The sequence below is a fragment of the Truepera sp. genome (assembly GCA_032027045.1).
In the GTDB taxonomy this organism is placed as follows: Bacteria; Deinococcota; Deinococci; order Deinococcales; family Trueperaceae; genus JAAYYF01.
Genome location: JAVSMU010000001.1, coordinates 2,150,829 through 2,165,993 on the forward strand (window position 1 = coordinate 2,150,829; position 15,165 = coordinate 2,165,993).

The window sequence follows — 15,165 nt, forward strand, 5'->3', positions numbered from 1 at the left end:
CTACTGCTAGGGCCACACGAAAACTAGGACGTGTGGCCCTAGTCATACTCAGGCGCGCGGAGTACCGTGAAGGCGGAAGGAGGTCTACGAGATAGAGATCCCAGAAGACCACTTCTTAAAGAGCGACCCTAGCGCCACTAGAGGCTCGACCGAGTAACCCGACCAAGCACAGAACACCAGAGGACGGGCACCGACGGAGCGGAGAAAAGGCAGCCGGGGTTGCTCGCTTTTGGTTCCCAGGAACTCCGAGGGGCGTTCTACCCCCAGGCTGAACCTGGGTTCTTGCTTGTCCCGGGATAAACCTGCTAGAACAGCCTTAGTGAGGGCTGGGCCCTCGCGAGTCCGGCGGGCGGCAAGCGCCCGGCGACAAACGGGGCCGCGATCCTGGCCCGGAAGAAGGCGGAAATGGCCTACACCATTACGGAACCCTGCATCGGCGTCAAGGACGCCTCGTGCGTGGACGTCTGCCCCGTGGAGTGCATCTACGAGGCCGACGACCAGTTCTACATCAACCCCGAAGAGTGCATCGACTGCGGCGCTTGCGTGCCGGCGTGCCCCGTCGACGCCATCTTCCCCGAGATGGACGTGCCCGAGGAGTGGGCCTCGTACATCGAGAAGAACACGCGCCTATCCGGCCTCTGACGGCCGCCCGGTAGCGTAGATCACGTCCACGACGTGCTCCTGCCCGTCGTCGACGAGCTTGATCACAGCTGTTTCCGACTCGGGCTCGCCGGGCTTGGCGCGCAGCACGTAGGTGCTGCTTCCGAACGAGTACCGCACCTCGAAACCGGGCCATGCCTTGGGCACGCGCGGGCGTAGGCGGAGTTCGTCAGCCACGCGCTCCAACCCCAGGAGCCCCTCCAAGCCGAACCTGTAGAACCAGGCCCCCGACCCCGTGTACCAGCTCCAGCCGCCGCGCCCCACGTGGGGTTCGAGGCTGTAGACGTCGGCCGTCATCACGTAAGGCTCGACCTTGAACCTCCCGGCGGAGGCGCGGTCGGCGGTGTGCATGACGGGGTTGAGCAGTTGGTAGAGGGAGTGAGCCGCGTCGCCGTCGCCCAGCTCCGCGAAGGCCCAGGCAGACCAGATGACGCCGTGCGTGTACTGGCCGCCGTTCTCCCTGACGCCGGGTAGATAACCCTTGATGTACCCGGGGTCCCGGGTGGTGCGATCGAAGGGCGGCGTGAAGAGCCTGATGAGCCGATCCTCGCGTCTCACGCAGAGTTCGTCGACGGACCGCATGGCCCGCACGGCCCGCGCCCGCGGCGCCGCTCCGGAAAGCACCGCCCAAGACTGCGCAATGGAGTCGATCTTGCACTCCTCGTTCGTGTGGCTCCCCAGTGGCGTGCCGTCGTCGAAGAACGCCCTCAAGTACCACTCGCCATCCCATGCGCTGTTCTCGATGGCGGCGGCGTAATCCTTGGCCCGCGCGCGCCACGTCCCGGCCTCTTCCTCCTGGCCGCGGCCTTCCAGCACGCTTGCGAAGCGGTGGATGACGTCGATCAGGAACCACCCCAACCACACCGACTCGCCCTTGCCACCCACGCCCACGCGGTTCATGCCGTCGTTCCAGTCGCCGGTGCCCATCAGCGGTAGACCGTTACGCCCCTTGGTGGCGCCGCGCTCCAACGCCCGGCGGCAGTGCTCCAGCAGGCTCCCCGCCTCGTCGCCCGCCGAGAACGCGTCGTAGCGCTCCTCCTCATCCGGCTTCAACGCCGGCCCGTGAAGGAACGGCACCTGCTCGTCGAGCACGCCGGTGTCGCCGGTCGTCGTGACGTAGCGCTCGGCCACGTAGACGAGCCATAGCAGGTCGTCGGTGATGCGCGTCCGCACGCCGCGCCCCGCCGGGGGGTGCCACCAGTGCAGCACGTCGCCCTCTTCGAACTGGTGGGCGGCGGCGCGCAGCAGCTGCTCCCGCGCCAGTTCCGGCGCGGCGTGGAGCAGCGCCACCACATCCTGCAGTTGGTCGCGGAAACCGAAGGCCCCGCCCGGCTGGTAGAACGCGGTGCGCCCGAAATAGCGGCTCGAGATCGTCTGGTAGACGAGCCAGCGGTTGGTGAGGACGTCGAGCGCGGCATCGGGCGTCTTGACCTGCACGCGGCCGAGGCGCTCCTCCCAGGCCGCATCGGCCACCTGGCGCACGCCCTCGTAACCGGCCATGTTCCGGTACTGCTGGGCGAGGCCCAGGGCGTGGTCCTTGTCGTCGCCTTGGCCCAGGGCGAAGAGCACCTCCTCGGTGCCCCCCGCCGCCAGGTCGAGGTGAAGTTGGAGGGCCGCGCAGGGATCCTTGCCGGCAGTGGTCGACCCGCTCAGGCCGATGCGTTTGAGGCTGTCGGGTTCCGCGAGGTTGCCCAGTCGGCCCAAGAACTCGCGGCGGTCGGTGGTGACGCCGTGGGGCGACTTGTTGCTGGCCAGGAAAGCGACCCGCTCTCCGAAGTCCGCGGCGTACGGGTTGCGCGCCAGGAGCACGCAGCGCTCGGGGTCGTAGTCGGGTATGACGTAGAGGCTCGTGGACGCACGGTCCACGCCCAGGACCCACTCGGCGTAATAGGTGACGGTCACCCTGCGGGGTCGGTCGAGGAGGTTGCGTACCCGGAGCCTCACGAGCTTCACGGGGTCGGAGGCCGCGACGGAGACCTCCAGGTCGTGCTCCAGACCGTGGCTCGAGTGCCGGTAGGTCGTACGGCCCGCGGCGTGGCGCACCTCGAACTGCACGGCGGCGCCGGCAGGGTGCGGGGTGGCCGACCAGATCTCCGCCGTCTCCTCGTCACGCAAGTAGACGGCCTCGCCGCTCGGGTCGGAGACCGGGTCGTTGCTCCAAGGGGTCAGGCGGTTCTCTCCGCTGTTGATCGCCCACGTAGTACCCATGCCGGCCTCGGTGGTGAGGCAACCCAGCGTGGGGTTGGCGATCACGTTCGTCCAGGGCGCGGGGGGCAGCGCCCCGCGCCGCGCCCGGATGACGTATTCCTGCCCGTCCTGCGAGAAACCTCCCCAGCCGTTGTCGAACGCCAGTTCCATGGCGGGTGGTTCATGGTCCGGCTCGGGCCAAGGCGCCACGCTCGCCGAGAGGCGGGGCAGGCCCACCGGCACGGGCTCTCGCAGGGGTAACAGCTGCTCCTTCAAGGAGCCGTCGCTGCCGGTCAACAACACCCGCGCGCTGCTCTCGAGCAGCGTAAGGTCGGCGGGCGCCAACTGGTCCTGCCTCAGCAGGTAGATACCGCCCTTGGCATTGAGCCACTCGTCGCCACCGGTGCGGCTGAGGTGCCACCGCAACCTGGCATGAAGGCCCTGATCGTAGGCGGTGTCCCGGGCGTTCAACAGCACCAGATCCACCTTGACGCCGCGGCGGCGCAGCAGCGCGTGGGCCTTGAGGACGTCGGCGACCAGTGGCAGTTGCGCGAGGTCGTCGAGCCTCACGAGCAAGATGGGGAAGTCGCCCGAGATGCCCTGACCCCACAGTGACGACTGGCCCAACGTGTTCGCAGCCAGCGTGGCCGAACTCGCCCGCAGCGCCGGGTTCGGGTAGATGATCGCGGAGTAGAGCCGCTCGTAGAGTTCGACCTGCTCGGGCGTGAGGCCGTACCTTCTCAGCTCGACCCTGCCGCGCATGCGTGCCAGGCCGAACTCGCGGATGACCATGCCGGACCCCCGCAGGCGATCGAGGACGCCGAGGACCTCGTTGCGGCTCTTGCCGAAGGCCGTCACGAACGTGAACTCCACCTGGGAGTGGGGCGCCAGTTCGAAGGCCTGGGCGAGCGCCATCACCGGGTCGAGCGTCGCCCCGACTCCACCCCCGAGCGGGCCCCGCGGCCCCTGGGCGTCTCGCAGCTCGTTGCCGCGGCCCAGGAAGGCGGCGCGGTCGCTCTCGAACTCGCCCCCGAACGGCACGGTGCGTGGCGTGATCAGGGCGTGTGCGCCGAACACCGCCGGCTCGGCCGACGAGCGCGGGCGCCGCCGGAAGAGCAGGGCCGCTCGCTTGGCGTCGAAGCTGCTCTCGACGAACAGCTTGCTGAACGCCGGGTGGCGGGCGTCGGCAGAGGCCGGCCCCAGAACGACCTCCGCGTACGACGTCACCCGCAGCCGGCGCTTGCGCTCGCTACGGTTGACGATCACGAGGCGCCGCAGTTCGGCGTTCTCCTCGCCGACCACGACCTCCAAACGCGTGAAGACCCCGGCGACCTCCCGCTGGTACTCCACCATGAACGGGTGGAACACGACGCGTTCCTCGCGAGCGTCGGCGGGCAGCGGCCGGCGGGTGGCGGACCAGACGCTCCCGTCCTCCTCGTCCTTCAAGAACAGCCAAGTGCCGTCCAGGTCGCGCGTGCCGTCGGGCCGCCAGCGCGTGATGGCCACGTCACCCGCTGCCGACCAACCGCCGCCGGCGGCACTCGTGAGCACCGTGTACGTGCCGTTCGACAGCAGGTGACACACGGGAGTGGGCGTGTCGATGGAGACCGGCCAGGGCTTGTCCAGCTCGGCGGCGGTGACGGGCGCGGTGGCCGCGTCCTCCACGCGCACCTCGTCGACGACGGGCACTTCTAGCGGGATCCGTTCCTGGAGCAGGAGCTCGACGGCCGCTATGCGCGGATCGGCGTGGAAGCGCTCTATCATCGCGTCGTCCGTGAGCGCGTTGGCCAGCGCCAAGAAGGCCATGCCCTGGTGGTGCGCCATGTGCGAGCGCACGAGCGCGAAATCCGCACCCAGGGGCCTTCGCGAGGGCGTGTAGTCGAGGGCCTCGTAGAAGCCGTGGGGCCCGAGCGCGCCGAGGGCCGTCAGGCGGTCGAAGTTCTCCAGCGTCGCCCGCGGCCGGTAGGGCAATGCCAGCACCGAAGCGTAAGGAGCGATGACGAGGTCTCCCTCGTAAGAGCGGTCCAGCGCCAGTTCGGGGACGCCGAAGGCGTGGTACTGGTAGTTGCCCGCTGCGTCTACGCGTGCGTAGCCGGACTCGCTGACGCCCCAGGGCACCCCGTGCCGCTTCCCGTAGGCCATCTGCACGTCCACGGCAACCATGCAGCTCTGCTCCAGCAGCGTGGCGCCGAAACGGCGCATGAGCAGCGGTGGCATCAGGTACTCGAACATCGTCCCGCTCCATGAGAGGAGGGTCGCCCGGCCCTTCACGTCACCCAGCGGCCGGTTCAGGTGTACCCAGTGGCTGACCGGCACGTCGTGCTTCGCCACGGCCACCAGACTGGCGAGGCGCGCCTCGGAAGCAAGCAGGTCGTAGTAGTTGGCGTCCAAGTGCTCGGCGTCGACGTTGTAACCGATGCGCAGCAGCTTCCGCTCGGAGTCGAAGAGGAATGCGAAGTCGGTGCTTTCGATCTCCGCTCGCAGCCTGTCGGCGATGTCCTCGAAGGAGCCGATCAGGCCAGCGGCGGCCTTGCGGCTGGACGCCAGGCGCGCCTCCAGGGCCTCGGTCCACTTCTTCCGTTCCTCGCCCTTGTCACCGGCCGCGTCCCTGAACGCCCTCAGCCTCACCGCCGCCGCGGCCGACCACTCCTCCAGGGAACGCAGGCTGGGGTCGGTGGAGAAGGCTACCTTCACGTCGTGCCAGGCGGCGCCTGCCGGCGAGTCGGCCGCCAGTCCGTTGGCCCAGTCGCCTGCCTCGGCCAGCGCGCCCACCCAGGGCGCCAGCGAGTCGAACTCTCCCAGCGTGACCCTGATCCCATGATGTACCCGTTCGGCCCAGAGCCGCGCCGCCGCCAAGTCCGCGCCCGAGAGGTCGCCCGAGTCGATGGCGGCCACCAACCCCTGTTGAAGCTCCGCCCAGGCCTCGTCCCTCAGGTAGGTCACTAGCGCGGCCCAGCGCTCCCGCTTGCCCTCGTCCCGCTCCACCCTGGCGCGCACGGCGGCGGCCTTTGCCGTCAGCTCGGCGCCCTCGAGCATGGCCTCTGCGAGCACCTGTTCGAGCACCTCGAGTGAATCGCAGAGCCCGCCCAGGTGAGCCGCCGGGTCGAGCGGTTGGTCGAGTAGCCAGAGGCAGCCCTGACGCAAGGCCATGAACGACCCGATCATGTTGCCGGAGTCGACGGTCGAGACGTACCGCGGGTTGAGCGGCTCGAGGCTGCGGGTGTCGTACCAGTTGAGCAGGTGACCGCGGTAGCGCTCGAGGCGAGCGAGAACCTCGAGCGTGTTCTGCAGCCGCAACGAGAGCTCGACCACGCCCAGGTACCCGAGGTTGTACGCTCCCAGCGTGGAAAGCAGCATGAGTCCGATGTTCGTGGGTGACGTCCGGTGCGCCGTCACGGGGTTGGGATCCAGCTGCACGTTGTCGGGCGGCAGCCAGTTGTCCTCCGGCCCGATGAAGTGCTCGAAGTAGAGCCAGGTACGCCGTGCCAGGCCGTGAAGCCGCCGCTTCTCCTCCGCAGCGAGAGGCCTCGGTTTCGCGTCGGAGGCGACCGAAAGCAGGTGAGCCGTCAAGGGCGCCACCAACCACAGCAGCAACACCACCGCGGCCTCCTCCAGCGAGGTCGGCCTGACCAGCACGACGAGAGCCACTGCGGCGACACTCAGGAGCTCGGCCCACGCCATGCGGCGCACCTTGCCCCAGAGCGTGGGCGTCACTTCGGCGTAGGTCTGCGCGGCGGTGCGCCAACTTAGTAGGTTGCGGTGGCTGACGAACAGCCGGTAGAGGGTCACGGTCACGCTCTGGACCCTGGCGATCGCTTCGTACGGGATGAAGGTCAGTGTGATGACGAACCGGCCCAGAGCCTGGCTGAGTGGCTGCCACGCCGCAAGCCGGCGCCGTCCGGGTACGGCTTGGTTCTCGATGAGGCCCGCCACGAACGCGATGACTGCGCCGGCCATCAGCGGGGCGAACAACGTCGAGAGCGCGATGAGCGTCCATACCAGCGCGGAACCCGGCAGGATCGTCCAGCCCGCGACGAAGAGGAGGAACAGCGCCGGCGCCACCAAGCTGCGCCTCAGGTTGTCGCCGATCTTCCACGCGCCCGCCGGGCCGAGCCGCTCTCCCCTGCCGCCACCGCGCACCCCGAGCAACGTGGCGGCCAGCCACGGCAGAAGCTGCCAGTCGCCGCGCACCCAACGTTGGGCGCGTTGCACCTGCGCAAGGTAGGTGGGTGGGTAGTCCTCGTACAGAACGACGTCGGACACGAGCGCCACGCCGCCGAAGATGCCCTCGAGCAGGTCGTGGCTGAGGAGGCTGTTCTCGGGCACGCGCCCCGCCATCGCGCGTTCGAAGGCGTCCACGTGGTAGAGGCCCTTGCCCACGAAGATAGCGGCCCCGAAGAGGTCCTGGTAGACGTCCGACACCGCCAGCGTATAGAGGTCGAGGCCGTTCTCGCCGACGAAGAGCCTGCTGAAACGGGAGGCGTTGGCGCTCTCGGGCAGCACGTCGGTGCGCGGCTGCAAGAGGCTGTAGCCGGCGACCACGCGGCCGTCTTCCCCGAACTCGGCGCGGTTCAACGGGTGCTCCAGCGTGCCGACCAGGCGGTGGGCCGTTCCCGAGGGCAGGCGCGTATCCGCGTCGAGCGTGAGCACGTACTTGACGTCGGCCAGGCCGGTGGGGTCGCCGACGATGACCTCGTAGGTCGTGTCGGGCGCCCCGCGCAACAGCCGGTTGAGTTCCATGAGCTTGCCGCGCTTGCGTTCCCACCCCATCCAGACACCTTCGCGCGGGTTCCAGCGGCGCCCGCGGTGGAGTAGGTGGAAGGGCCGGGGTCTAGCCTCGTTCGAAGCGGCGTGGATGCGCGGGCTCGGTTGGCCGTACTTGGCGTTCAGCGCATCGATCCTGTGCCTGGCGTGTTCCAGGATGTCGGCGTCGCCCGGCAGCGTGGCGGAATCGGCGTCGGGGAAGTCGCTGAGCAGCGCGTACGAGAGCTGCGGGTCGGGGTTCCCGAGGTAGTGCCGCTCGAGCTGTGAGACGAGCTCATCGACCTCCTCGCGGCTACCGAACAGCACGGGCATCACCACCGCGGTGCGGTTGCCCGCAGGGATGCCCTTGCGGAAGTCGAGCTTGGGCAGGAGCCTCGGGCTCAGGAGGTGGCTGACCGAGTAGTTGACCACGGCTACCGCCACGGTCAGTGCCGGCACCAACATGAGGAGGCCCGCTATCAACACCAGCCACCAGCCGGCGCCATGCGAGCCGGCGTACGCGAGGCCCCATAGCATGAGCGCCGCCCCGACGAGCGCGACGCTGCCTAAGTACACGAAGGTCGGGTGCGCCAGCACCCAGGCCTTGAGCCGCTCCGAGTTGGACCGGCGGTAACTGAAGGCGCGCTCGAGGTCCTCGACGCCTAAGTCGATCAGGTAGTAGCCGACGTGCCGGGTGCGGGGCCTGGAACCAGGGTCGGCGGCAGCGGCCACGGACAGCCGAACCGCCTCGCGCGCCACCGCCAGTTCGTCCGCGTCGCTGCGGGCCGCCAGTCGCTCGACCACCTTGCGGTAGCGATCGCGCGTCTTGAAGGTCATGTTCGCGTAGTCGCCACTTGCATCCTTGCGGAGTTCACGGTCGCTCAGGCTCGCCGCTTCGAAGAACTCCGCCCAATCGGCGGTCTTCACGTTCCTCAGGCCCACGACGCAGTCGGCCACGCGTTGCTTGGCGTGCTTGCGCTCCGAACCGGCTTCCTCGTCTGGGGGAGCCGCGGTTATCTCCTCGGCGGCGTCGCTCAACCACTCCAGAAGCGCCAGCCGGACGAGCGACGGCAACGCCCACAACTCGCCCATCGTCAACGGCGCGCTGTGCTGATAGGCCTCGATCAGCTCGAGCATCCTGCCGACGTCGACGCGCCCGCCACACTCCTCCAGGAGCTCGAGCGCGAGGGCGTACGCGCGCGGCGACCCCGCCAGCTCGGCGCCGGGCGCCAAGCGGGGTAGGCGCCGGAAGTAGTCGAGGGGCAGGTCCTGGATGACCTGGCGGACCGCCTCGCGGATCATGTAGTAGTTGTCGAGGAACCACTCGGCGGCGTAGCTCTCGGTCTCCGTGGCCGCGGACTGCACGCTGAACAGTTGGTGGGCGCGCTCGAGCTTCTTGGTGCAGGCGCTCAGCCGGGCCTGGGGCGAAGGCGCCGCCAGGGCCCCAACGTCGGCCTCGGGCGCAACCGGTTGTGCCTGCGCCCAGGCACCCGCCAGGCGCTCGGTTTCGGAAGCCTCCGGACTAACCGCTTCCGGTTCCACTGCCGCCGAGTCGGCACCGCTCATCTTCCCCATGCCTCGTCCGTCACGTCAGGATGGGTGCCCGCTCGTTCGGTCCAGGGCACGTCATGGATGACCAGGAGGCTCGTCTCGCCGTAGCCGATGAGGTTCGTCACCACCTCGCCGAACGGCCACTCCTGATCGCCGCCGTACCCGTGGGCGCTCATGATCACCAGGTCCACTCCGGCGTCGTCCACCATCTTGTGCAACTCCGCCGCAGCGCTTCTCCCGACGGCAAGGCGCCGCTCCACGTCGAAGCCCAGCCGCGCCTGAACGTCGAGCAAGTAGTCCTTGGCGACGGCCGTGTTGATGTCCACGAGGCGCCTCGCCAACTCGAGTTCCTCCGCTGTCGGCGGCACGAGCCGCGGCAGCGCCGGTTCCTCGACGACGTGGGCGAGGATGATCTTCGCGCCACTCTTTTGTGCCAGGAACCTCACCGCCGGGAGCACGCACTCCGCGCGGGTGCAGCCGTCGAGGGCGACGAGCACGGTACGGAAGAGGGGGGCGGACGCGGCTGAAGCAGCCGGTGCGGCCGGCGCCGAAGTTACGTCTTCCACCGGCGCTTCCGCACCCGGCCCAGTGGCGCTCGGCGCCACGCGGTCGGCCGGCCGCGTCGTCGGCTTGCGCGGCTCGGTATCCGTCGACCGCCTCCACCCGCGGCCCCTCACGAGCAGGGTCGACACGTAGCTGCGCCACAGGACCTGGCCGCCCAGGCTTCCGACCTGCTCCCGCCCGAACGCCCCGGTCGGAAGGATCATCAGGTCGACGCCCTGATGGGCCTGGTGGATGATGTGCTCCGTGGTCTGGCCTTCGGGCAGCGAGTAATCGACCTTCACTCCCGCGTCACGTAGATCGTCGGCCACGCGCTTCACGTATGCCTCGGCATCTGCGCGTACGGCGTGCCACTCGAGGATGTCGATGGGGGCGAACTGGTTTCCCCGACGGTGCGGTTCGAGTACGTAGATCAACTGAAGGTCGCCGCCCGTCATCAACGCCAGGCTCCGAGCGTGGTGGATCGCCTCGTCATCTAGTCGAGTGCCCGATAAGGGCAACAAGAGGTGGTCGAACATGGCTGCCCCCTCTCTAGTCCGTTTGGAGTTGCGCGCCTGGTCAAGGCGTCGGTCGTTGCTTCGGTCACCGCCCTATGACGGGCTCTCGAAGCTAGGGTCGCCTGCAACTGATCAGCGAGGAGAAGCGCACCCTCCGTTGAGGGGAGTGTAGCCCGGAACCCCGGTTCCTAGCCGGTCAGGGCGCACTGCTCGCCCCGTCGGCTCAGCGAGGGTCGCCGCGGGCGAGCCGCGTTCTCGAAGGCGGAACCGGACGATCCGGGGTCACCTTGGGGCGGCGGACGCTACGCGCCGCCGCGCCAATCCAGCATCACCTTGCCGCAGTCGCCCGCGCGCATGACGTCGAACGCCTGCTGGAAGTCCTCGGCCGCGAAGCGGTGGGTGATGACGGGCGTCACGTCGAGTCCCGCCTGCAGCAGGTTGCGCATCTTGTACCAGGTCTCGAACATCTGGCGGCCGTAGATGCCCTGGAGGTGGAGGCCCTTGAAGACGACCTTGTTCCAGTCGATGGCGATGTCGGCCGACGGGATGCCCAACAGCGCCACCTTGCCGCCGTGGATGATGGTGTCGAGGATCTGAGCGTAGGCGGGCGGCGCGCCCGACATCTCCATGGCGACGTCGAAGCCCTCCGCCATGCCCAGCGACGCCATGACGTCGTTCAGGTCGGTGGCCGGGTCGGCGACGTTCACGCCCAGCGTGGCGCCCATGCGCTGCGCCAGCGCCAACCGCGACTCCCTGACGTCGGTGATGACGATGTTGCGCGCCCCCACGAAGCGCGCCACGGCGGCGGCCATCAGCCCGATGGGCCCCGCGCCGGTGATCAACACGTCCTCGCCCACCAGGTCGTACGTGAGGGCCGTATGCACGGCGTTCCCCAGCGGGTCGAGGATGGCGCCCAGGTCGTCCGAGATGGTGGCGGGGAGCTTGAAGGCGTTGAAGGCGGGCAGCACGAAGTAATCGGCGAAGGCTCCCTGGCGCTGCACGCCGACGCCCACCGCGTTGCGGCAGAGGTGCCGGCGCCCCGCCCGGCAGTTGCGGCAATGCCCGCAGGTGATGTGCCCCTCGCCGCTCACGCGGTCGCCCACCCGGAAGCCACTTACCTCCGAGCCCACCTCCTCGACCACGCCGACCCACTCGTGCCCCGTTATGAGGGGGACCGGGACGGTCCGTTGCGACCAGGCGTCCCAGTTGTAGATGTGCACGTCGGTGCCGCACAGGCTGGTCTTCACCACGCGCATGAGCAGGTCGTTGGGCCCCGGAGTGGGCTGGGGGGCGTCGACGAGCCAGATGCCCTCGCGCGCCTCCAGCTTGGACAGGGCCCTCACCTAGATGACCCCGAGCTCTCTTCCCACATGAGAGAACGCCGCCACGGCGCGCTCGAGCTGCAGCCGCGAGTGCGCCGCCGACATCTGGGTGCGGATGCGCGCCTCGCCCCTTGGCACGACGGGGAACGAGAAGCTCACCACGTAGACGCCCAGCTCCAGCATGCGCTCGGCCATCCGCCCCGCCAGTGACGCGTCGCCGATCATGACCGGGATTATCGGATGGCCCTCGCCGGCCAGCCTGAAGCCCGCCGACGTCATGGCCTGCCTGAAGAAGGCGGCGTTGCCCGCCAGCTTCTCCCGCAGGTGGGCGCCGTCTTCGAGCATGTCGAGGACCTTCAGCGAGGCCGCCACCACGCTAGGTGCCAGCGAGTTCGAGAACAGGTACGGCCGGCTGCGCTGCCTGAGCCACTCGACGATCTCGCGGCGCCCGCTCGTGTAGCCGCCGGACGCGCCGCCCAGGGCCTTGCCGAGTGTGCCGGTGAGGATGTCGACCCGGCCCATCACGCCGCGCGCCTCGTGAGAGCCGCGGCCCTCGGCGCCGGTGAAGCCGGTGGCGTGACTGTCGTCGACCATCACCAGCGCCCCGTACTCGTCGGCGAGGTCGCAGATGGCCTCCAGGTCGGCGATCACGCCGTCCATCGAGAAGACGCCGTCGGTGGCGATGAGCTTGTAGCGCGCGCCCGCGGCCACCGCCGCCTGCAACTGGCGCTCCAGGTCGGCCATGTCGTTGTTGGCGTAGCGGAAGCGCTTCGCCTTGGAGAGCCGCACGCCGTCGATGATGCTCGCGTGGTTGAGGGCGTCGGAGATGACGGCGTCGTCGCTTCCCAGCAGGGTCTCGAAGAGGCCGCCGTTGGCGTCGAAGCACGACGAGTACAAGATGGTGTCGTCGGTGCCGAGGAAGGCGCTCAGGCGCACCTCGAGCTGCTTGTGGATGTCCTGCGTGCCGCAGATGAAGCGCACCGACGCCACGCCGAAGCCGCGCTCGTCGAGCCCGCGCTGGGCCGCGATTATGACGTCCGGGTGGTTCGCGAGCCCCAGGTAGTTGTTGGCGCAGAGGTTGAGGACCTCGCGCCTGGCGCCGTCCTCGGTGATCTCGATGAGGGCCTGCTGCTGCGACACGATGACGCGTTCGTCCTTGTAGAGCCCCTCCGCGCGCAACTCCTCCAGCTGGTCGCTAAGGCCCGTGAGGAAGGCCTGCCGCTCACTCGCCATAGGGCACCCACACGTTCTTCACGCGCGTGGCGCGGCGCAGGAGCATGGGCCCGGACGCCTGGGCGTCGTCGTACCAGTCGCGTTGCTTACCGTGGTTGACCCACGTGGCCTTGAGGTTGCCGGCGCTCTCGCGCTCGACCATGGCGCTGCCCTCCGCCGAGCCCGCGTACCACATGGCCTCCACCGCGTCGTGCTGCGCCAGCACCTTCGCCAGCTCGTCGCGCACGCCCGTCACGATGTTGACGGCACCCGCGGGGACGTCGGACGTGTCGAACACCTGGTAGAGGTCGGTGGCGAGGAGCGGCCAGCGCGCGCTGGGCACCGCCACCACCCGGTTGCCCATGGCCAGGGCCGGTGCCACCAGCGAGACGAAAGCCAGGAGCGGGGCCTCGTCCGGGCAGACGATGGCCATCACGTCGTACGGCTCGTTCATGGCCAGGGTGACGTTGCGCATGGGCGTGGGGTGCACGCGGCCGTCGTACTTGTCGGCGTAGGCCGCGGCGCTGAAGAGCCGCTCGACGCTCTTGCCCACCTCGCGAGCGGCCGCGCGGCGGTTGACGTTCGTCAGGCTCCTGATGCGCTCCTCGAACTCGGGGGCGCGCACTTCCAGGTTCTCGGCCACGTAGTAGAGGACCTGGGCGCGCAGGTGAGCGGTGGCCTTCGTCCAGCCGCCGTTCTTCACGGCGGCCTCGACGGCGTCGCGCACGTCCTTGCGGTTACCCAACGGGGCGTCGCCCACCCTGGCGCCCGCGGCGCTCAGGACGGGGTAGACGTAGTTGCCGTCGGGCCGCTTCTGCCGCCCACCGATGTAGAGCTTCGGGGTGCGGTCGATGCCGAAGGCGGAGCGCTCATCGCCCAGGCCCGCCGTCACGTCGGCGGCGGGTGTGGGGGCTACCAGGTCGGACGCGGCGTAGTTGGGCAGGCCCGCCTCGTGCTTCGGCTTCAGGTACTCGAACATGCCCTCGCGGCCGCCCTCACGGCCGAAGCCGCTCTCGCGGTAGCCACCGAAGCCGGCCGCGGCGTCGAACTGGTTGGTGCAGTTGACCCATACGACGCCCGCCTTGAGGCGGGGCGCCACGTCGAGGGCGAGGTTGACGTTCTCGGTCCACACGCTGGCGGCCAGGCCGTAGCGCGTGTCGTTGGCGAGCTGGACGGCCTCGGCCGGCGTGCGGAAGGTCATGCTCACGATCACGGGCCCGAAGATCTCCTCCTGGGCGATGACCGCGGCCGGTGAGACCTCGGTGAAGAGCGTCGGCGGGTAGTACCAACCGTCCTTGGGCGCGCTCCAACTCGGCTGGTAACAGCGCGCACCCTCCTCCCGGCCCTGCGCCACCAGGCGCTCGATCTTGGCTAGCTGCACGGGCGCGATGATGGCGCCGATGTCTATGCCCTTGTCGAGCGACGGCCCCTCACGTAGCGTCTCCATGCGGGCGATGAGCTTGGCCTCGAGGCGCTTGGCCACGCTCTCTTGCACCAGTAGGCGGCTGCCGGCGCAGCAGACCTGACCCTGGTTGAACCAGATGGCGTCGACCACGCCCTCCACGGCACTGTCCAAGTCGGCGTCGTCGAACACGATGAACGGCGACTTGCCGCCCAGCTCGAGGGAGAGCTTCATGCCGCGGCCGGCCGTGGCCTTGCGGATGCTGCGCCCGACCTCGGTGGAGCCGGTGAACGCCACCTTGTCGACGCCGTCGGCCGCCACCAGCGCCGCGCCCGTAAGGCCGTCACCCGTGACCACGTTGAGGACGCCGGCGGGCAGGCCGACCTCGCTTGCCAGCTCGGCGAAGAGCAGCGCGGTGAGGGGCGTGAACTCGGCCGGCTTCAGCACGACCGTGTTGCCGGCTGCGAGGGCCGGCGCCACCTTCCAGGCGAGCATGAGCAGCGGGAAGTTCCAGGGGATGATCTGGGCGCACACGCCCACGGCCTCCTGGTCGGGGAACTCGGTGTCCAAGAGCTGCGCCCAGCCGGCGTGGTGGTAGAAGTGCCGCGCCACCAGGGGAACGTCGAGGTCGCGCGTCTCCCTGATGGGCTTGCCGTTGTCGAGCGACTCGAGCACGGCCAGGAGGCGCGCGTGCTTCTGCACGTGGCGGGCCAGGGCGTAGAGGTAACGAGCGCGGCCGTGGCCACCGAGGCCCTGCCAGGCGGACTGTGCGGCGCGGGCAATCTTCACGGCCTTGGCGACGTCGCGCTCGTCGCCCTGTGCCACCTGGGCCAGTTCGCTGGCGTCCGCCGGGTAGTGCGTGGCGAAGGTCTCCCCCGACGCGGGCTTGACGAAGCGCCCGCCGATGAAGTGCCCGAAACGGTTGCCGTGGCGCTTCAACCAGGCACGTGCCACGTCCTGGGCCTCGGGGGCGGGCCCGTACTCCATGCTGTCGAAGATCTCCCTGACGCTCATGCTCGGAGGCTCCTTG

Annotated in this window: 6 protein-coding genes; 1 reads left to right on the forward strand and 5 read right to left on the reverse strand. The window is 69.2% G+C overall.

What is annotated here, in order from left to right; genetic code table 11:
* Positions 1-405: 405 nt before the first annotated feature.
* Positions 406-642, forward strand: coding sequence for a ferredoxin family protein (locus ROY82_09915; GenBank protein MDT3682770.1), 237 nt, complete (start codon positions 406-408; stop codon positions 640-642).
* Here ROY82_09915 and ROY82_09920 read toward each other — a convergent pair.
* The 5 genes from ROY82_09920 to ROY82_09940 all read right to left on the reverse strand — a co-directional run bounded on the left by ROY82_09920 (position 628) and on the right by ROY82_09940 (position 15,149).
* A complete protein-coding gene (locus tag ROY82_09920) occupies positions 628-9,156 on the reverse strand; it encodes a glucoamylase family protein (protein MDT3682771.1) in 8,529 nt (2,842 codons plus the stop codon). The genes ROY82_09915 and ROY82_09920 overlap by 15 nt on opposite strands.
* Positions 9,153-10,220, reverse strand: a complete 1,068-nt coding sequence (locus ROY82_09925) for a universal stress protein (GenBank protein ID MDT3682772.1) — start codon at positions 10,218-10,220, stop codon at positions 9,153-9,155. The genes ROY82_09920 and ROY82_09925 overlap by 4 nt, the downstream gene beginning before the upstream one ends.
* Positions 10,221-10,501: 281 nt before the next feature.
* Positions 10,502-11,542: an L-threonine 3-dehydrogenase gene (gene tdh, locus ROY82_09930; protein MDT3682773.1), complete on the reverse strand. Its 1,041-nt coding sequence runs from the start codon at positions 11,540-11,542 to the stop codon at positions 10,502-10,504.
* Positions 11,543-12,754 (reverse strand): glycine C-acetyltransferase, encoded by a 1,212-nt coding sequence (locus tag ROY82_09935; GenBank protein MDT3682774.1) that lies wholly within the window; start codon positions 12,752-12,754, stop codon positions 11,543-11,545.
* Complete coding sequence (locus ROY82_09940; protein MDT3682775.1) at positions 12,744-15,149, reverse strand: aldehyde dehydrogenase family protein; 2,406 nt, start codon at positions 15,147-15,149, stop codon at positions 12,744-12,746. Before ROY82_09940 ends, ROY82_09935 begins: the two co-directional genes overlap by 11 nt.
* Positions 15,150-15,165 lie beyond the last annotated feature (16 nt).